The sequence below is a fragment of the Microterricola viridarii genome (assembly GCF_900104895.1).
GTDB classification, from domain to species: Bacteria; Actinomycetota; Actinomycetes; order Actinomycetales; family Microbacteriaceae; genus Microterricola; species Microterricola viridarii.
In genome coordinates this window covers 1,031,438-1,051,328 of the sequence record NZ_LT629742.1, presented here as the reverse complement: position 1 = coordinate 1,051,328, position 19,891 = coordinate 1,031,438, and the positions used below count along the sequence as shown (strand labels likewise).

Sequence of the window (19,891 nt, the reverse complement as noted above, 5' to 3'; positions counted from 1 at the left end):
CTCCTCGGGAAAAAGGTATGCTGCGGCATCCGCGAGCAGCCGCAGTTGTGTAGGGCAAGAACGTGCTCGCAGTTATATCTCAGGCCGCAAAGATACGCGCTCGGGCCAAACGGCGGTACCCCACTTTCGGGGCCGAACGGTCGCCTCACCCCCGAACGGGGCTCGCGGGGTCTACTTCCAGAGGGTGTTGACGATGTCGTGGGTGTAGCCGTCTGGCGCGATGTTCATCCAGCGGGTGGCGAGCCACACCTCACCCCGCACGAAGTGGGACTCACCAGAGAAACCATTGTCGTCGGTCGCCTCGATGATGCAGCGGGTGCCACCAAGCTCGTCGTAGCAGCTCAGCCCGAGCTCTGCCAACCGTGCGAGGACCTCGGCCGGCTGCGAGCCAGACAGGGACGTGACGTTGGTGACGAGGAATCGATCGCCCCCTCCGGCCTCGCTGCCCCAGCGGCAGCTCAGCGGATCCGCCGCCTGCAGGACCGCGATCAACGTGTCGTCGGCGCTTCCGAACACCGCTGGCTGGCCCGGCTCGTTGATCCAGGCCGGGTTCAGCACGAGGCCGCCCATCTGCGCGGCCCAGTCGGTGCTGTAGATTCCCGCGCAGGTGGCGGGAACCCGCGAGACGGGAGCTGCGCTCGGCTCCGGGGCCGCCGGCGTGCTGGTCTCGGGGGCGGGGCGCTCCGGCGTCTCCGAGGGGTTGGCGCCGGCGGATGCCGCGTCGCTGGGCGGCATCGCCCCGACCGCGTAGCCGGCGCTCACGGCGCCGACCGCGAGCACGATCGCTGCGACAATCGCCAGCCCCACCTTGCGGTCTCGGGAACGCGGCTTCGGCGTGGGCGTCGCAGTCATGGATTCAGTGTAGCGAGCGGCCGCGGGCTGGGAGGCAGCCGGCCCCGGCGGCGCGGCGCGACGTCAGAGGGTGTTCAGAAGCAGCACGATCGCCACGATCGAGGCGGCCAGCACGGTGGCGCCGCCGATGACGGCCAGCACGGTGATGGCCAGGCGAAGGGCGCGCTCCCCGGGCTGTGTGGGGACGGCGGCGTCCTCCCGGGGCTCCGCCGCAACGTTCAGGCGCTCGACCGGCTGCTGTTCGGGCAGGACCCGGGGCGGGTAGCTGTCGCGCTGCCCGGACTCCAGCGACGTGGCGAGCGGCGCGGGCTGGGCAGGGGCGGGCGGGACGTCGGCCAGCGTGAGCAGCGGCGCGACGGCGTCCGCGCGTGGCTGGCGGCGCCGGGGAACGGGTCGGGTGGACTCGTCGACGAACGGCGCGGCCACCGTCTCCTGGTCGAGCGGGTCGGGCCGCGCCACGATTCGGGTGGACTCGTCGAGCTCGCCCTCGAGGGGCCGGCGTCGGGTCACGAGCCTGGTCGACTCGTCGAGTTCGGGCTCGGGCGCGGTCTCGGGCTTGGGCTCGGGCTCGGTCTCTGTCTCGGTCGCGGGCTCGGGCTCGGGCTCGGGCTCGGGCTCGACTGACAGCTCGGGGCTCGGGGCCGCGCGGACGACGATCCGGGTGTCCTCATCGAACGCGGGGCTGTCGGCGGCGCGGAGGGAACGGCGGGTGGGATCGGCGGCGTCCATCTCTGCGGCGGCGTCGAACACGGCTGCAAAGGCCGCGTCAGCGTCCCCGTCGGAGCCGGAGTGGGCGGCCGGGACTCTCGAGCCCGCGGTGTCAGCGTCCACCGCCGCGCCCCTTCCGCCAGGGGAGTTTCGCCGTGTCTTCCAGAAGCAAGTCGACGGTGTCGTGCTCGCCCACACCGGAGTCGGGGCCCGCGCCCTCGCCGAGGTCGGCCGCGCCGCCGTTCAGCACGTCGATGACGATGAGCGAGACGTTGTCGCGCCCGCCGTGGAGCAGCGCCTGCGTCAGCAGTTCGGATGCGGTCGAGTCCACCGGACCGCCCATGGCGAGCAGCACGCGCAGCACCTCGTCGGGGAGCTCGCCGCTCAGCCCGTCGGAGCACACCAGGAGGCGCTCCCCCGTGATCACCGGGTGCATCCAGTAGTCGGCGCGGGCGTCGGCGGCACCGATGGCACGGGTGATCACGTTGCGCCCCACGTAGTCGGCGGCGTCCTCCGGTGCGAGCGTGCCGGAGTCCAGCATCTCCTGCACCAGCGAGTGGTCGTGCGTGATGCGGCTGAGCTCGCCGCCGCTCAGCCGGTAGACCCGCGAATCGCCGACGTTCAGCACAAGCCAGGCGGGCTGGGTCTGCTCGTTGACCAGCACGATGCCGCTCAGGGTGCTTCCCGCACCCCGTGCCCGCCCGGCGGAGATGCGCTCGACCGCCGTCTGCGCGCGGCCGACCGCCGCGACAACGTCGGCGGGCAGCACCTCGGCGCCGCCCACCAGCGGGCGGAACGCCTCGACGACGGCGGCGCTGGCGAGGTCGCCCGCCTCGTGCCCGCCCATGCCGTCGGCCACGATGTAGACGGGGTGCTCGGCGAGCAGCGAGTCCTCGTTCACCGCGCGTTTGTGGCCGACATCCGTGTGCGCCTGATGACGCAGCACGATGGGACTCTTGGCCAGTGTTTCAGTCGAGCGTTGGTGCACCGCTCACTCCTCTTGAAAGATTCGGGCAGACATTTCGCCCAAGATGAAACGGTCGGTGATGCGTGCCGGAGTGCCCGGCTCGAGTTCGGTCTCTTCGCCGTCTGCCCCGAGGAGGTAGACGCCGTTGGTCGAGTCCAGATCGGTGATCCGCCACGAGTCCTCGTGCCGGTGCAGCATCACATGCGTCTTGGACACAGTACGCCCCGCGTCGCGCACGGTGACGAGCTGGGCGTCTTCGTGGCCGGGGAGGTGTGACGGGTTGCGCCCCAGCAGCACCACGGCGGCGCTGAGCGGCACCCGCTGGCCCGACTCGGACTCGAACACCCAGGCGCTGTTGCGCCGGCCGGTGATGATGGTCGCGTCCAGCGGGTCGACCGACAGGGCCGCATGCATCTCGGATGCCGGGCCACTGGCCGGCACCGGATCCTGCAGCGCGCTGGGCACGGCCGGGGCTGGCGCGGCGGGCGCGGAGAAGTCGGGGACGGCGTCGATCAGCGGCAGCGCCGCGCGCTGCGCTCCCGCCGGCGGGCCGATGCGGACGGAGAGCTCCTCCGGCATCTCGATGGGGGCCGGGGCCGGCCCGCCCGCTGGCCCGGCCGACTCCAGCAGTGCGGGCGTGTAGCTGATGGCGGCACGCGGCACGTCGGCAGCGACGATCTCGGCGTGCGGCAGCGGTGCGTCCGCCGCCGGAGAGGGAAGCTCCTCTACCGGCCCGCCCGCCGGAGCCGAGCTCTCCGCGGTGCCGAACGGAATGCGCGCCGGCACCTCCTCGCTCGGCAGAGGCGCGAAGGCGGGTGCGCCGACGCGCCGGGCGCTCTCCGCCCCGGCATCCGCGATCGCGGCATCGGTGCGCCGTCGGGCACGCGCCCGCAGCGCGAACACTCCCCAGACGAGCAGCGCGGCCGCGAGCAGAAGTGCGAGGAGCGCACCGACGAGCAGAATCGGATTCTCAGTCATGGTCGTTCGGCGAGGCAGGCCATGCCGGCGCCATCCCCCTTTGCACAGTCGTTGGCCTGGTCGGCGTCAACCGTCCTCCTGTGAATCTATCCATTGCGAGCCTTCTTCGCGCGGACGCCGCGGCCGAAGGAGCGCAGCGACAGGCGCGCCCGCATGCGCTGCCAGCGGGTGAACTCCTGGGTGAGCAGTGCCCGCTCGGCATCCACGGCGGCCCAGTATGCGTCGCTCTCGGCCGGGCCGGGGGCGACGGGGCCGAACACGGCCTCGTCGGCAAGCACCGCTATCATGTGCCCATTCGGGCTGTCGTAGCGCGCGGCGAGCTCTGTGCGAGTGTCGCTGCCCGGCGCGGGCAGCCCGAGGTCGACGGCGGTGTCGACGTAGTCGTCCCAGCCCCCGGCGATGCGCTCCGTCGTGCCGGCGGCGGTGCGGCGCGCGCGCCGGCGCAACGCCTTCGCGGCCGTCGCGGCGACCAGCGGCGCGCCCACGACCAGCAGGCCGAGAAGCACCAACCCGACAATTCTGAGCGCCGTCAACAGCCAGGCCAGGTCGGCGCTCTCCTCGGCCGGCTCGTCGGGGGTCTCGCCGCCGCCTGCGGGATCGGCCTCCGGCGGCGTCACCTCCGTCGCCCCGTCCGAGATCACCTCTGTGGTGTTCTGCGGGTCGCGCGTCTGCTCGTCGCGGGGCGAGATCGGGTTCTCGTATTGCGGCGTGACGTCGACGGGGATCCACCCGCCGCCGGCCTCCTGCACCTCGATCCACGCGCTCAGGTTGCGCCCGCTGCAGCTCCCCGCAGCGCAGGCGGGCATTCCGGATGCGGAGGCGCCGGCGGTGCCGTCATCGAGGTGGAAGCCGAGCACGACCCGGGCGGGGAACCCGAGCGACTCGGCGATCAGTGCGGCGGCGACGGCGAACTGCTCGTCGTCGCCCACCGCGGCCACGAGGTCGGCGTTGTCGGTCGAGCTCGTCGTGTTCTGTTTGTCGAGCAGGGAGCTGAAGAGCATGTCGATGCGCCCGACAGAGTGCCCGGCCAGGCTCGGCGCGAATCCGATGTTGCCCCGCTCCTGCTGCCACGCATACCCGGCGGGCCCCGCCGAGGTCAGTGCGTGGCTCAGGTAGCCGCGCTCCCGCAGCCGGGTGATCAGTTCTTGCAGGGCGGCGCCGTCGGTGCTGCCGAGGCCCTGGGCTGCGACCCATTTGTCGAGACTCTCGGGGAACAGCGTCTCCTCGACGCGCTCCGAGCGGTCGCGGGGCTTCTGCGCCGCCGCGAGATCGCCGGGCTGAGCGGCTGGGGCGTTCGTCCGCAGGGTGAAGCTGTCGCCCGGTCGCAGCTGGTTCAGCTGCACGCCGGCGGCGGTCTGCTCGTTGTAGAAGAAGCCGTCGGTGAGCGCCTGCTTGCGCTTGCCGTGGAAGTCGACGCGGGAGAGCTGGCCGGCCAGCGGCATCCACACCTCCGAATACTCGGCAATGCCCACCTCGAGGGTGCTCGCGGCCGTGGCGCCCACCGCGAGGCCGGGTGTGCGGGCGAAGGCGGTCGAGCGCTCGCCGATGCCGCGCGCGGGGTCGACGACTCGGAACACCTCGCCGTCGTAGTAGCTCAAGACCGCGACGCGCAGCCGCTCGGCCGACGCGCCGCTGGCCGTGACGCGCAACAGTTCGGTGTTGAGGCGGTCGTCGCTGAGGAAGCCGCGGTAGGTGCTCAGCGGGCTGACGAACTCGCGCAGCGCGAGCTCGGGCTCGATGCTGGTGCGCAGAACGTCGCGCTGGTCGACCCGGAGCGGCACGGCGGCAACGGGAACGGCGATCGCGATCGCGGCGACGAGCACGCCGATGGTCAGCGCGCTGCGGCTGGCGCGGCGCGCGGAGCCGGCGAAGCTGCGCTTGCCCGCCCCGGATGCCACTCGGTGCATCTGCGCCGCGCGGCGGGCTCGCCGCGCCCGCCCGGTCAGGAAGCCGAGGGAGAGCAGGAAGGCGGCGGCGCCGATCACGGTCTCGCGCGGAGCGGGCAGCGTCAGACCGGCCACGCTCCAGGCCGGGCTCATCAGGCTGGAGCCAAAGAGGATGCCGAAGGCGACGGCCGCGAGCATCAGCGGCACCGCCAGCAGATCGAGACGGCGGCTGCGCCAGACGAACGAGAGCGAGAGCACGATCGTGCCGAGCATCACGGCGAAGAAGGGAACGAGCAGCGCCTGATAGCTGCCGACCGGCAGCGAGATCGTCACCAGCTCCTTCCACCCGAAGACGCTGCGCATCAGCAGCTCGCCCAGCCCGCGCAGCAGTTCCGGCCCGAGGCCCAGACTGGACGGAACCGCGAGCGGCACGCCGAAGACGAGGTAGGCGCCGAGCGTCGCGAGCAGTGTCGTGAACCAGGACCAGCCCTGGACCAGGCTGAGGCCGGCGATGCCGACGCCGAGCGCCGCGGCGCCGGCCGCGGTGATGAAGAAATACGGGGTCTGGTAGATCGGCCACGCGGCCGCGGCCGCGAGTACCGCCATGGCCAGCACATAGGCGGCTCCGCTGGCAAGCGGCACGCCGCGCAACCGCTCGCCCAGCGAGGGGCGCCTCGGCGGCCGGGCGGTGAGGCCGAAGCGGTTCTCGCCCGGGCGCAGGCCGCTCACGATGCCCTCCTGGCCAGCAGGGAGCGGAGGTCGTCGAGCACTGCGATGGTGAGCACGCCGACGCCGGCGAGCTCCCGGTAGCTCGGCACGGCGAGCGGGTCGATGCGCACGGTGAGCACCGCGACATCCGGCCCGAAACGCAGGGTGAGGCTGCGCAGGCGGGTGGCCGTCACTGCGGAGCCGCAGACGACGATCGCGATGGACACGTCGGGGATCGCCTGGCCGGTGAGCGCGCACACGTCCTCGATGGGCATGGTGGCCGAGGCCTTCTCGATGCCGCTCAGCTCGTCGAGGAGCGCCCGCGTCGAGAGCACGGGCAGGCTGCGGATGCTGTGCACCGAGCTGCGGGCCAGCTCCTGGATCTGCTCGCTCGCCACGACTGCGAGGTCGCGCCCGTCGCGGATGGCGCGCGTGCCGAGGGAGCCGGCCGCGCTGACCGCGATCTCGAACTCCTCGTCGCTGTTGAAGTCGGTGGTCGCGAGGCTGAGCACGACGACGAGGCGGGAACGCCGGCTCTCCTCGTACTGGCGCACCATCAGCTGGCCGGTCTTCGCGGTGGACTTCCAGTGGATGCTGCGCTGGGCGTCGCCGGCGGCATACTCCCGGATGGCGTGGAAGGACATGTCGGCGTCGACGATGCGGTTCGTCGGGTTGCCCTCGAGGTCGCGCACGAAGCCGGCGCTGGTGCTCGGGATCGACACCGTCACCGGGTGCACGAACAGCCGGTGCACCTCGGCCTGCGCGTGCTCGCGGCGCAGCAGCCCGATCGGGTCGGTGCGCAGGGTGGTGACCGGGCCGACATCGATGATCCCGCGGCGCGGGGTCGGGATGACGACGACCTCGGCGTGGTGGGCGCCCGGCCGCAACAGCGGCACGGCGATCTCGGTGGTGCCGCTGCCGATCGGCACGTCCACCCGGCCCGGGAGCTCGAAGCTCTTCGAGACGTTGCTCACGTCGAGCGTGCCGTGCACCTCGCCGCCGGCGACGACGCGCTCGACGGGAACCTGGAACTGCACGGAATACGCCTTGCCGCCGAGCAGGAACGGCAGGGCGAGCAGCAGCAGCGCGGCGGCAAGGGCGCCAGCCACGATCAGCTCCGTCCAGCCCAGTGAGATTCCGATGGGCAGCGCGAGCAGCGCGAGGATGGCCAGGGCCCCGGCCGCCGTCACGGTCTCGCGCACCCAGGTCCACGCGGTGACGAGGCCGGCCTGTATGGCCTGCCAGAGGGAGGACACCCGGACGAGCGCGCGCACAAGCAGCCCTCGACGCGACGTCGAGTAGCGGGTGTGAGTGGTGATGCCCGTCGACGTCGCGGTCTGGCTGCCCCGCGACTCGGTGTTGAATGTCACGCCAATTCGCTCCTCATCGGCGGAACGATGTCGAGCAGCAGCTGCCCGATGACGGCGTTGGCGGTGACCCCGTCGAACTCCGCCTCCGGGTCGACGACGATGCGGTGCGCGAGCACGGCCTCGGCGAGCAGCTTGACGTCATCCGGGATCACATAGGAGCGCTCGTGGGCGGCGGCCCACGTCTTGGCCGCCTTGGTGAGTGCGCGGGCGCCGCGCACGCTCACGCCCATGCGCAGCTGGCCGGTGTTGCGGCTGGCCTCCACGATGCGCGCGATGTAGTCGAGCACGAGCGGGTTGACGAAGACGCCGCGGGCCAGGTCGCTCATGCCGACGAGCGCCTGCGGTGTGATGATGGGGCTGACGGTCGGCTGCGCGGTGCTGGTGCCCTCGAGGATGCGGATGGTTGAGGCGAGGTCGGGGTAGCCGAGCGAGGTCTTCATCATGAAGCGGTCGAGCTGGGCCTCCGGCAGCCGGTAGGTGCCGGCCTGCTCGATCGGGTTCTGGGTGGCGATGACCAGGAACGGCGATCCCGTGCTGCGGGTGATGCCGTCGACGGTGACCTTGCCCTCCTCCATCGCCTCGAGCAGCGCCGACTGGGTCTTCGGGCTGGCCCGGTTGATCTCGTCGGCGAGCACGATGTTGGCGAAGATGGGCCCGGAGTGGAACTCGAACTCGCCGCGCTTCTGGTCGTACACCGTGATGCCCGTCACGTCGCCGGGCAGCAGGTCCGGCGTGAACTGGATGCGCGAGTTCGTGCCGTGCACGGTCTGCCCCATGGCCCGCGCGAGCGAGGTCTTGCCGGTGCCGGGGAAGTCCTCCAGCAGCAGGTGCCCCTCGCTGACCATGGCGGTGAAGGCGAGCTCGATGACATGGCGCTTGCCGAGCACGACCGTCTCGACGTTCTCCACCATCGAGCGGAACGTCGCGGCGAACCAGGCTGTCTGTTCGGGGCTGATTGTCATGTCTCGTCTTTCTGGGCTGTCGGGGGAGGTGCGGGCGTTGGCGGCGATGGCCGGGGTCGGATGCCGCCGCTAGCGGCAGTCCACCTCGGCCGGGAAGCTGCCGGCAATCGGCGTGAATCCGGCGGTCTGCGGGGCCGTCCAGCTGAGCTGCCAGGCGACGTCTCGAATGTGCGTGGCGTTGGCCGGCAGCGGCAGGGAGCCGGCGGCCTCCAGCCAGGTGCCGCCCGGCTCTGGGACGGCCGCCGGGCTGACCTGAGGCTCGACCGGCGGCTCGACCGGGGGCTCGACCGGGGGTTCGACGGGCGGCTCGACAGGGGGTTCCGGGGCCGGCGGCACGTAGTACCAGTAGCTCGTCACGGCGGTCGATGTCATCCCGAGCCCCCGGCCGGCCGCGGTGACGCTGAGCGGCTGTCCGACGCTGCACTGGTTCAGTGTCGCGCCGTCGAAGCGTGTCTGCCAGGCCCGGCCCGGTGCTGCGGCCGAAACGGGCGCGGCCGTGCTGCAGCGCTCGGCGCTTCCCGGCACGCAGTACTTCACCGTGATCTGCGGGTCGCCGCCCCAGACGTCGCTCGGGTAGCCCGCGAAGACGACCTCGTACCCGGTCGGCGTCAGCTGCGTGCTGGTCGGCTTGTCGATCGTGTAATTGCCGTCCGCACCGCTGACGGTGTAGGTGAACCCGCTCGGCGGAGCCGGCTGGGCCCAGGTGAACGCGGAGCCGAGCCCGAGCTGGGCGTAGCCGAAGCCGTTGGAGTAGCAGACGTCGATGTTGTACGTCGTGAACGGTTGCAGCCCGCCGATGGTCGTGCTCGCCGAGGCGATGCTGCCGTTGCCCACCGCCTGCAGGTTCTGGCCACTCGCGTCGACCCGGCACACGGCGCTCGCCGGCGACGGCGTCGCGATGTAGAGATAGGCGCCGTCCCGTGCGCTGTTGTTGGCTTCGCCCTGCGCCTGGGGTGCGCTGACGGTGCGCTCGGTTGCGGTGGGCTGACCGCTCGCGCTGACGCTGGGCAGCCCGGCAACACGCACCCGCGCCGAGCCCAGGTTGTCGACAGGGCCCGTGCCGCTTGGCCGCTCGAACCGGCTGAGCGGCTGAATCGTCAGAGTGTTCGGCCCGACCGGCAGCGCGAGGGTGATCGTGGTCGTTCCGCTGCCCGGCGTCGACACCGGGAACTGCCTCCCGTTGACCGCATAGCCCTGCGTGGACGGGTCGGAGTTCTGGATCACGAGCTCTGCGACGCCCTGGACGAGCGTCGTCTGGGCGGCGTCGAACACGGGTGTGGCCGTGGCCGTGCCCATCCCCGGCACCTGGTAGGCCCACGCCGTGGTGCTGGCTGCTCCCAGCGAGCGGCCGGCGGCGTTGAACGCGCGGGCCTCGTAGACCGCCCTCTCGCCGTTCGCCAGGCCCGTGATGGGCGGGCAGACTCCGGCCGGCGTGCAGGCGGCCACCTCGACGCCGTCGCGCAGAAGCGCGAAGCCCTGCAGCGCCGGGTGCGCCGAGGCTGCCGTTCCCGGGCTGACCGCCAGAGTGAGGGTGCCGTCGCCGTAGGCCACTTGGGTCACGGCATCCGGGGCGCGGGGGAAGCCCTGCAGGTCGAGCGTCACCGAGCCGTTGCGCTCGGCGGCGCTGCGCGTGCCCTGGGCGTCCTGGACGACGAAGCTGGCCTGGCAGATGCCGCCGGGCGAGTCGTTCGACCAGCTGGCGCGCACCCGCCGGTTGTCCTCGACGGCGAAGCTCACGCCGGCGCAGGTGCCGCTCGGGCTCACCGAGACGAGTGAGAGTGGGGTGTTGGCGAAGGCGTTCACCTCGCCCGGCGCGCCGATCACGTCGATCAGGCAGCTGGTCCCCGCGGCCTGGCTGCACTCCTGGGCGATCGTGCCCCCCTTCGGCAACGTGCTCGGGCCCGGGCCGACGTGCAGGACGAGCACAGCGGGTGGGGTGTTCGGGTGGCTGCTCAGCCGCACCGTGACCGGGTTGTCGCGCCCGGGGGTGGCCGTGTCCAGCGCCTGCACGGTGAGGCGGCTGCCGTTCTGGGTCAGCACGAACTGGTCGGCCGCCTGCTCGATGACGAACACCAGCGAGGCCGGGTCCGGCTTGCCCTGCCAGTGCACCATCTGCTGGAGGTCGTAGCTGACGGCGGGAGACCCCGGGCTGGCCGTGACGGCGGCCGGGCGCAGTTCCGGCTGCGGGTCGCGCGGGGTGACCTCGATCGGCACGACGAGGTGCGTGTAGGCATCGCCGCCGACGAGCCGCACCGGCACGATGCAGGAGTCCGTCCAGGGCTGCCCCTCCCCCGCCGTGTAGCGCAGGCGGGTGCCGCTCTCGACGGCGCAGCTGCCGCCTGCGCGCTGGCCGGATGCCGCGACGGCGTCGCCGTCGATCTGCAGCGCCTCGCCGCTCGGCACGCCGACGAGCGCGGCCATGTCGAAGGCCAGCGACTCGGTCTCCTTCACCTTGAGCGGGGACAGGCCCGGCTTCAGCGAGAGGATCACCTCGTGTTCGGCGGGGATGCGGAGGAAGCCGTAGCTGGTGACGACCTCGCCGGCGAAGCTGGTGCCGGTGAGAGCGAACGGCAGCAGCAGGCCGGCATCCGGGGCCTCACCGCTCAGGCTCCAGCCGTCTGCCTCCACGCCGTGCGGCTCGCCCCAGATGCTCAGCGTGAGCCCGCCGACATCGCCCGCGGTCCAGGTCACCTTGCCGCTGACGACGTCGATGCCGTTGGAGAACCCGGATCGCTCGTCGAGGGTGAGAACGGTGTCGGCGATGACCGGGAAGTCGGGGATGGACGCCCGCACGACCGTCATCACGATCAGGCCGACTCCGGTGTCGCCGCGGCTGTTCTCGACCGTGTAGGTGAAGGCCATGGTGCCCGGCTCGGTGCCGGCCTTCAACACGACGGCGTTCGGGTCGTCGCCGTTGACCGAGAGGATGTGCGCGGACAGCGCAGCGTGCTCCTGGGTTCCCGGCAGCGCGTCGGGCTGGACCGCGCTGAGGCTGAGCGTGCCGCCCGTCGGGTCGATGTCGTTGGCGCCCGGGTGCAGCACGACCTGGGTGGACGGCCCGGCCTGCACCTGGACGTAGTCGCTGAAGGTGATCGGGCTCGGGTCGGACTGCGCGTCGAGCACGCCGATGCGCACGGTGGCGCTGCCGGTGTCGCCCTGTGCGTCGCGCACCCGGTAGTCGAACTGCACCGGGCCGCGGAAGCCCTTGACGCTGTTGTAGACGATGGCATCACCCGTCGCCGACACCGAGGCGGTGCCGCTTGCCGGCTGGGTGAGCACACGGTCCAGCACGACGTCGTCGCCGTCCGGGTCGATGCCGAAGCTGTCGAAGGGGATCCGCACGCTCTCGCCGGAGAGAACTCGGCCGGAGAGCGTGCGCGGAACCGGCTTCTGGTTGTCGCCCATCGGGGTGACCGTGACCGCGACGGTGGCGGTGTCACTGAGCTCGGGGGCGCCGGAGGTCGAGATCGTGTAGCGCAGCTCGTACTCGCCGGGCGTCTCGGGGGCCAGGTAGCGCAGGATGGTGCCGGCGGCGAAGGCGAGACCCTCACCGGATTGGTTCACGATCGAGTCGGGGTTCAGCGCCATCCGATTGCCGTCGGGCGCCAGGTCGTTGTCAAGCACCGGGATGTCGATCTGGGTGCCGGCGCGCACGACAATGCTGTCGGCCACGGCGATCGGCGGCTGCGGCGTGGGCGCGGGCAGCAGGTAGACGCTGGCCTCGCCCTGCGTCTGGAAGCGAGGGTCACCGGTGCCGTCGGACACCGTGTAGCCGACGACGCCGAGCAGGCCGGGCTGCTCGTCGGCGGTCGTGCCGCGCATGCGCAGCAGGCTCTGGCCGACGACGCTCACCTCGAGCGCCGCCCCCGGGGTGGGGCGCGGCAGCGGGTCGCTGACCAGCAGCACCCGGGCGGACGGGTTCGAGACGGCGGTGAACACGTCGACGCTGGCGTCGGCCTGCGGCCGCACGAACACCGTCACCGGCGTGGTGCTGAGCGTGGCGGCATCCTGGGCGATGACGTTGACCCGGACGAAGGAGGCCACCTCGGCGACGGTGTCGGCCACCGAGTACCGCACGATGTAGTCGCCGGGGTTGGCCGCGGTGAAGTCGAGGGTGGATGCGCCGCTGTTCACCATGACCGTGACGCCCTGCGCGGTGGGCGGAGCCGTCGCCGAGACGATCTTGATGCTGCCGGTGGCCCCGTTGACGAAGGCGTCCGGGTCGATGGTGAGCGACTCGCCCACCGCCGTCGTCAGGGCGAACGGCGTGGCGGTGAGCCGCGGTGCCGGGGTGACCAGCACGGTGAGCACCCGCTCTGCCGTGGCGCCGCGGGTGTCGGAGACCGTCACCAGGATGGCGACCGTGAGCGGCTCCTCGATGGCGGGGTTCGGATGCCGGTAGACGATCTCCCCGGCCTGAGTCGTGCCGACGCTGCCGATGCCGCTCTGGTTGAGCGCGGAGGAGACGAACAGAGGGTCCCCGTCCGGGTCGACCCAGCCCGGCAGCACGGGCACGGTGACGGTGCCGCCCGGGGCGAGCTCCGGGGTCGGCCAGCGGGCGAGGCAGCCGTCGGTGCCGCACCAGACGGGTGCGGAGTTGGCCAGCTCGTCGTGCACGGTGAGGGTGACTGTCGTCAGCTCGGAATTCAGCCCGTCTGCGCGGGTGCCGTCGGTGACCGCGTAGCTGAAGCTGGCGCTGCCCGTCGCGCCGGGCGCGACGCGCACCGCGATGCTCTGCGAGTTGTCGGTCACGCTCAGACTGCCGAACTCGGCCGGCAGGGGGGTGAGGGAGGCCGGCAGCACGGTCAGAACGTCGGCGTTCGGGTCGTGGTCGTTCAGCAGCACCGGCAGCACCGCCAACGCGCCCGCGCGCACGCCGAAGGAGTCCGGCTCGGCGGTCGGCGGCTTCGGCTCGAACACCTCGGCCGTCTGCTCCTCCTCCGTGCTGCTCAGCTCCTGCTCGGCGGAGAGCACGCCCCAGTCTTGCGAGCTGGGCACCAACGCGCCGTCCGGCAGCGTCCAGACCCACCCGCTCTGGGTGTCGTTCAGGATGAGCCGGGAGCCGTTGCCCTGGAACACCGGGTGGGCGTCGTCGCTGAGGGTGCGCGCGCCGAAGTCGAGCGGCCGCGCCTCGCCGTCGCTGCTCCACAGGGTTCCCTGCGCGGTGCCGCTCGGCAGCCAGGCCGCCCAGACCTCGCCGCCGAAGAGCAGGGGCTTGGCCGGAACGCCGAGTCGGGTCCCGATCGTGCCCTCCTGCTCGCCGAGCACCCGCTCGACGGAGCCGTCGCGGATGCCGATGCCGGCCAGCCCGCGCTCGTCGGCGATGTAGAGCGTCGTGCCCGTGGCGCTCGGCGCCTGCAGCACGAACGGCGCGGAGACGCCCGGATCCACCGGCGCCTCCCGGCCCGCCAGCCAGAGCCGGGCGCCGTCCTCGGAGAGCAGTGCCCACGTGTCGGCGACCAGGCTGAGCTGCGGCTCCCCCTCTGTCGGACCGTCGGCCACGGGGTCGAATCCGGCGACGACGGCATCCGGGACCGAATAGCGCATCACGCTCTGCTCGGCGGACGAGTAGCTGAGCAGGGTGCCGTCATCGCCGAGGGCGATGGCGTCGGAGCGGTAGAAGCGGCGCTCGGCGCCGTCGGTGATCTCGTCGGCCGCATAGGGGTCGACAGCGAGCGGGGTGGCGGCGGCCCCGTCGCTGATGCGCGCCACGAAGATGCTGCCCGTGCTGGTGAGGTAGGCGATGGTGTCTGCGGCGCTGACGACCTGCACGGTGCCGGCCGGGGTGTGCCCGTAGTCGGTGCTGCCGGCGTCGAAGTCGACCGGCTGCACCGCGTCGACGTCGACGAGCCGCTCGTTGTTCTGTGCCAGGAGCAGCGTGTGTGCCGAGTTCTGGGCGAGGGCGCTCGGGTTGGGCACGGTCTTGATGGTGTCCAGCTCGCCCAGCTCGGTGTTGACGCGGGCGTAGCGGTTGCCGTCGCCGCTCTGCAGGGCCCAGATCGAGGCGTCGTTGACCGGTGTCTGCTTCACGTCGAAGCCGGCCGCCACGACGGCGGCGCCGACGAGCACCGCGCCGATGATGCCGACCGCGATCCCCTGGATCAGCGGCCGCGGGATGCGGCGGCGCTCCGCCCGGGCTGCACGCATCAGAGCACCCTCAGTGCGGCCATGATGGCGACGGCCGCGCCGACGCCGACGGCCGCGGCGGCCGTCAGCTTGAGCCAGAGGTGGGACGGCTTGGCTCTGACGACGGTCGTGCCGTCGTCGCTCGGCTGCGCGGCGGCCTCGCGCGGCCGGGCCGCGCGGGCCTTGGCGCGGGCGCGCGCTCTGCTCCGGGAGTCCTCGGCCAGGACGGGGGCGACGACCGGCTGCCGCAGCAGCGTGTTGTCGAAGTCGATCGGGGCGCCGGCAAACGCCCACGCGTCGACGGCCACCTCCAGCGCGGTCGGGGTCAGGCCGATCTCGGCCTGCACGGCCCGAAGGAGCTCTGCGCAGTCCTTCATGGTCTGCGGCCGCTTGCGCGGGTCGAGGCTCATCATCTGGGCGAGGGCCGAGTTCAGGCTCGCCGGCACGTCGGCGCGGACGATCGGCGTGTACTTGGCCCGGCGGATGCGCTGGCGCAGTTGCTCTGTGGTGACCTTCTCGCCGTTGGCCGGCTCGAACGGGGTGCGCCCGGCCAGCAGCGAGTAGAGCGTGGCACCGAAGCCCCACACCTCGCTGGACACGGTGCCGGTCGTGCGCTCCTCGATCACCTCGGGGGCGCTCCACGGCACGCTCATGGCAAAGAGCTCGGCCGCGCTGGAGTGCGAGAGCGAGCTGGCGATGCCGAAGTCGCTGAGCACGGCGGTGCCGTAGGCGGTGTGCAGGATGTTGGACGGCTTGATGTCGCGGTGCAGCACTCCGGCGCGGTGCGCCGTCTCCAGGGCGCTGGCGATGCGCACGCCGACCTCGAGGGCGTCTGCCGTGCTGAACGGGGTGCGCCGGAAGCGCCCGGCTGGACCGCTCGGGCAGTACTCCATGACGAGGTAGGGCCGGCCGTCGGCCGAGATACTGGCCGAGTAGACGGTGAGGATCGAGGGGTGCGAGCTGAGCCGGGCCATGACGTCGGCCTCGGCGTTGAACATGCGCAGCACCTCGGCGTCGACGACGCTCTGCAGCAGCACCTTCACGGCGACCGAGCGGCGCGGCAGATTCTGCTCGAACAGGAACACGTCGGCGAAGCCGCCGGCGCCGAGCGGGCGCACGTAGTGGAAGCCCGAGAGCACGGGCGGCGTGGACGGGAGCCGGCTGGCCATCACAGTGCTCCCCCGTTCCGTCGCGTCGTGTGACTGAGAGCATCCCAGTCGGCAGCTGCCAGGCGGCATTCGGGCCGGGCAGCTGCCCTCCCTAGCCTAAATTACAGATGCTCAACTCATACACTCGGCTCCCCGTGCGGCCCGGTAATCGTTGCGGCCGAGACACACGGGAAGCGAGGGAACCACAAAGGCTCCGGATGCCGCGTGGAGCGGCATCCGGAGCCTTGTGTGTTGAGCGGCTACAGGCTAGCTGTAGTTGCCCGGGGTGAAGTCGTCCGAGCTGAAGCTGTCGAAGTCGACAAAGCTCAGGTCACCCTCGTTGAACGTGGCATCGTCGGTGAAGATGCGGTTCGGGTAACGCTCGGCCTTGGCCTCCTCCGTCGCCTCGACGGTGACGTCGCGGTAACGGGGCAGACCGGTGCCGGCCGGGATGAGCTTACCGATGATGACGTTCTCCTTGAGGCCGACCAGCGGGTCGCTCTTGCCTTCCATGGCCGCCTGCGTGAGAACGCGGGTGGTCTCCTGGAAGGAAGCGGCCGACAGCCACGACTCGGTCGCCAGCGAAGCCTTGGTGATACCCATGACTTCCTGACGGGCCGAAGCCGTCTTCTTGCCCTCGGTGAGCGCAGCACGGTTGAGCTCGTTGTACTTCATGCGGTCGACGAGCTCGCCGGGCAGGAGGTCGGTGTCGCCGTGGTCGACGACGGTGACCTTGCGCAGCATCTGGCGAACGATGACCTCGATGTGCTTGTCGTGGATCGGAACACCCTGCGAGCGGTAGACGCCCTGGACGCCGCCGACGAGGTGCTTCTGCACCTCGCGGACACCCTTGACGCGAAGAACTTCCTTCGGGTCGAGCGTGCCGACGATGACCTGCTGACCGAGCTCGACGTGCTGGCCGTCCTCAACGAGAAGCGTGGAGCGCTTCAGGACGTTGTAGACGATCGGCTCGTCGCCCGAGTCGGGGGTGAGGATCACGCGACGGTTGCGGTCGGTGTCTTCGATGGTGATGCGGCCCGGGGCCTCGACGATCGGCGACGCACCCTTGGGGGTACGGGCCTCGAAGAGCTCCTGCACGCGGGGCAGACCCTGCGTGATGTCATCGGCCGAGGCCGAACCACCGGTGTGGAAGGTACGCATCGTGAGCTGGGTTCCCGGCTCACCGATCGACTGGGCCGCGATGATGCCGACGGCCTCACCGATGTCGACGAGCTTGCCGGTCGCGAGCGAGCGGCCGTAGCACTTCGCGCACACACCGACAGCCGACTCACAGGTCAGGACGGAGCGCACCTTGATGCTGCCGACGCCCTTCTCGATGAGCTGGTCGATGAGCACGTCACCGACGTCCTCACCGGCCTCGGCGACGACCTCGCCAGCGGCGTTGACCGCTGCTGCGGCCAGGCTGCGGGCGTAGACGGCGTTCTCGACGTTGGAGTCGCGAACCAGCACGCCATCGACCTCGGCTGCGATCGGCAGCTCCAGGCCCTTGCCGGTGCCACAGTCGTCCTCACGGATGATGACGTCCTGCGACACGTCGACGAGACGACGCGTGAGGTAACCGGAGTCTGCGGTACGCAGAGCGGTGTCGGCCAGACCCTTGCGAGCACCGTGAGTAGCAATGAAGTACTCGGCGACGGACAGGCCTTCGCGGTAGCTCGAGATGATCGGGCGAGGGATGATCTCACCCTTCGGGTTGTTCACCAGGCCTCGCATACCGGCGATGTTGCGCACCTGCAGCCAGTTACCACGAGCTCCAGAGGTCACCATGCGGTTGATGGTGTTGTCCTCGGGGAAGTTCGCGCGCATGGCCTCTGCAACGTCTTCGGTCGCCTTGGTCCAGATCTTGATGAGCTCCTGACGGCGCTCCAGGTCTGTGGTCAGACCCTTGTCGAACTGGCCCTGGACCTTGGCAGCCTGCTTCTCGTAGCCGGCAACGATCTCGCGCTTGTTCGGCGGGGTCAGGATGTCGCTGAGCGCAACGGTCACGCCCGAGCGGGTGGCCCACTTGAAGCCGGCATCCTTGATGTTGTCCAGTGCTGCGGCGACATCGACCTTGGCGTAACGCTCTGCCAGGTCGTTCACGATCTCCGAGATGGTGCCCTTGTCGGCCACCTTCTCGAAGTACGGGTAGTTCGCCGGAAGCGCCTCGTTGAATAGGGCGCGGCCGAGGGTGGTCGAGACCAGAACCGTGCCGGCTGCCTTGCCGTCGACCAGCTCGACGCCCTCGGGCTGCGTGCCCTCGGCGAAGTGCTGGTCGGTGAGGCGGATGCGCACCTTGGCGTTGAGGTCGAGCGACTTCTGGTCGAAGGCGAGGATCGCCTCGGAGACAGAGGAGAACGCGCGGCCCTCGCCGACGACACCTTCCTTGACGGTGGTGAGGTGGTGCAGACCGATGATCATGTCCTGGGTGGGCAGGGTCACCGGGCGGCCGTCGGACGGCTTCAGGATGTTGTTCGAGGCGAGCATCAGGATGCGAGCCTCGGCCTGGGCCTCGACCGACAGCGGCAGGTGCACAGCCATCTGGTCACCGTCGAAGTCGGCGTTGAACGCGGCACACACGAGCGGGTGCAGCTGAATGGCCTTACCCTCGACGAGCTGAGGCTCGAAGGCCTGGATGCCCAGGCGGTGCAGGGTTGGTGCGCGGTTCAGCAGCACGGGGCGCTCGCGGATGATCTCCTCGAGCACGTCCCAGACCTGCGGGCGTGAACGCTCGACCATGCGCTTGGCGGCCTTGATGTTCTGAGCGTGGCTCAGGTCGATCAGGCGCTTGATCACGAACGGCTTGAAGAGCTCCAGGGCCATCTGCTTGGGCAGACCACACTGGTGCAGCTTCAGCTGCGGGCCGACGATGATGACCGAACGGCCGGAGTAGTCAACGCGCTTTCCGAGCAGGTTCTGGCGGAAGCGACCCTGCTTGCCCTTGAGCATGTCGCTCAGGGACTTGAGGGCGCGGTTGCCGGTACCGGTGACGGGGCGTCCACGACGACCGTTGTCGAACAGTGCGTCAACGGCCTCCTGCAGCATGCGCTTCTCGTTGTTCACGATGATCTCGGGGGCACCGAGGTCAAGCAGACGACGCAGACGGTTGTTGCGGTTGATCACACGACGGTAGAGGTCGTTGAGGTCGGAGGTCGCGAAGCGGCCACCGTCGAGCTGCACCATCGGGCGCAGCTCCGGCGGGATCACGGGAACCACGTCGAGCACCATCGCGGCCGGCGAGTTGCCGGTTGCGAGGAAGGAGCTCACCACGCGCAGACGCTTGATGGCGCGGATCTTCTTCTGACCCTTGCCCTCGGTGATCTGCAGGTGCAGGTTCTCGGCCTCGGCGGCCAGGTCGAAGGCCTCCAGGCGCTTCTTGATGGCCTCGGCGCCCATGTAGGCCTCGAAGTACATGCCGAAGCGGTCCTGCAGCTCGTGGAAGACGGAGTCTTCCGGCTTCAGGTCGCCGACCTTGAGGTTGCGGAAGTCCTCCCAGACGCGCTCGAGGTGGGCGATCTGCTCGTCGGCCGCCTTGCGGGTCTGAGTCATCTCCTTCTCGGCCGCGTCCTTGGTGCGCTTCTTCTGGTCGCTCTTGGCGCCTTCCGCCTCGAGGGCGGCGAGGTCTTCCTCCAGCTTGGCCAGACGCTTCGCAATGCGGGCGTCGCGGCTGTCGCCGATGGTCTTGATCTCGAGGCGAAGCTCGTTCTCCAGGCCGGGCGAGTCCTGGTGGCGTCCGTCTTCGTCCACGTCGATGACCATGTAGGCCGCGAAGTAGATGACCTTCTCGAGGTCCTTCGGCGCCATGTCCAGCAGGTAGCCGAGACGCGAGGGAACACCCTTGAAGTACCAGATGTGGGTGACGGGGGCGGCGAGCTCAATGTGGCCCATGCGCTCGCGGCGCACGGACGACTTGGTGACCTCTACGCCACAACGCTCACAAACGATGCCCTTGAAGCGGACACGCTTGTACTTGCCGCAGGAGCACTCCCAGTCGCGGCTCGGGCCGAAGATCTGCTCGCCGAACAGACCGTCCTTCTCGGGCTTGAGGGTGCGGTAGTTGATGGTCTCGGGCTTCTTGACCTCACCGTGCGACCAACGACGGATGTCGTCAGCGGTGGCCAGGCCAATACGAAGCTCGTCAAAGGTGGTTGCGTCGAGCAATTTCTCTCCTTGGAAAGTTTCTGAA

Annotated in this window: 10 protein-coding genes; all 10 read right to left on the bottom strand. The window is 70.6% G+C overall.

Going from position 1 to position 19,891, the window contains the following annotated elements; translation table 11 throughout:
• Positions 1–171: 171 nt before the first annotated feature.
• Positions 172–852 carry a hypothetical protein gene (locus BLT62_RS04735; protein ID WP_083363032.1) on the bottom strand — a complete coding sequence of 227 codons (681 nt, stop codon included), beginning with the start codon at positions 850–852 and terminating at the stop codon, positions 172–174.
• A 63-nt stretch (positions 853–915) separates the two neighbouring features.
• A complete protein-coding gene (locus BLT62_RS04730) occupies positions 916–1,683 on the bottom strand; it encodes a hypothetical protein (RefSeq protein ID WP_083363031.1) in 768 nt (255 codons plus the stop codon).
• Positions 1,673–2,506 carry a PP2C family protein-serine/threonine phosphatase gene (locus tag BLT62_RS04725; RefSeq protein ID WP_172829638.1) on the bottom strand — a complete coding sequence of 278 codons (834 nt, stop codon included), beginning with the start codon at positions 2,504–2,506 and terminating at the stop codon, positions 1,673–1,675. Before BLT62_RS04725 ends, BLT62_RS04730 begins: the two co-directional genes overlap by 11 nt.
• 45 nt (positions 2,507–2,551) lie before the next feature.
• Complete coding sequence (locus BLT62_RS04720; protein WP_083363030.1) at positions 2,552–3,505, bottom strand: FHA domain-containing protein; 954 nt, start codon at positions 3,503–3,505, stop codon at positions 2,552–2,554.
• An 86-nt stretch (positions 3,506–3,591) separates the two neighbouring features.
• Complete coding sequence (locus BLT62_RS04715) at positions 3,592–6,120, bottom strand: DUF3488 and transglutaminase-like domain-containing protein (protein WP_083363029.1); 2,529 nt, start codon at positions 6,118–6,120, stop codon at positions 3,592–3,594.
• Complete coding sequence (locus tag BLT62_RS04710) at positions 6,117–7,469, bottom strand: DUF58 domain-containing protein (protein WP_083363028.1); 1,353 nt, start codon at positions 7,467–7,469, stop codon at positions 6,117–6,119. The genes BLT62_RS04715 and BLT62_RS04710 overlap by 4 nt, the downstream gene beginning before the upstream one ends.
• Complete coding sequence (locus BLT62_RS04705; protein WP_083363027.1) at positions 7,466–8,431, bottom strand: AAA family ATPase; 966 nt, start codon at positions 8,429–8,431, stop codon at positions 7,466–7,468. Before BLT62_RS04705 ends, BLT62_RS04710 begins: the two co-directional genes overlap by 4 nt.
• 69 nt (positions 8,432–8,500) lie before the next feature.
• A complete protein-coding gene (locus BLT62_RS04700) occupies positions 8,501–14,578 on the bottom strand; it encodes an Ig-like domain-containing protein (protein ID WP_083363026.1) in 6,078 nt (2,025 codons plus the stop codon).
• A complete protein-coding gene (locus tag BLT62_RS04695) occupies positions 14,578–15,726 on the bottom strand; it encodes a serine/threonine-protein kinase (RefSeq protein ID WP_083363025.1) in 1,149 nt (382 codons plus the stop codon). The genes BLT62_RS04700 and BLT62_RS04695 overlap by 1 nt, the downstream gene beginning before the upstream one ends.
• A 246-nt stretch (positions 15,727–15,972) precedes the next feature.
• The gene (gene rpoC / locus BLT62_RS04690) at positions 15,973–19,866 is read right to left on the bottom strand and encodes a DNA-directed RNA polymerase subunit beta' (protein WP_083363024.1); all 3,894 of its coding nucleotides are present in this window, start codon (positions 19,864–19,866) and stop codon (positions 15,973–15,975) included.
• Between the last annotated feature and the right edge of the window lie 25 nt (positions 19,867–19,891).

Bases quoted from the DNA above. Each gene is read 5' to 3' on its own strand.
- BLT62_RS04735 (WP_083363032.1), bottom strand. From the start codon at position 852: ATGACTGCGACGCCCACGCCGAAGCCGCGTTCCCGAGACCGCAAGGTG.
- BLT62_RS04705 (WP_083363027.1), bottom strand. From the start codon at position 8,431: ATGACAATCAGCCCCGAACAGACAGCCTGGTTCGCCGCGACGTTCCGC.
- BLT62_RS04695 (WP_083363025.1), bottom strand. From the start codon at position 15,726: ATGGCCAGCCGGCTCCCGTCCACGCCGCCCGTGCTCTCGGGCTTCCAC.
- BLT62_RS04700 (WP_083363026.1), bottom strand. From the start codon at position 14,578: ATGCGTGCAGCCCGGGCGGAGCGCCGCCGCATCCCGCGGCCGCTGATC.
- BLT62_RS04720 (WP_083363030.1), bottom strand. From the start codon at position 3,505: ATGACTGAGAATCCGATTCTGCTCGTCGGTGCGCTCCTCGCACTTCTG.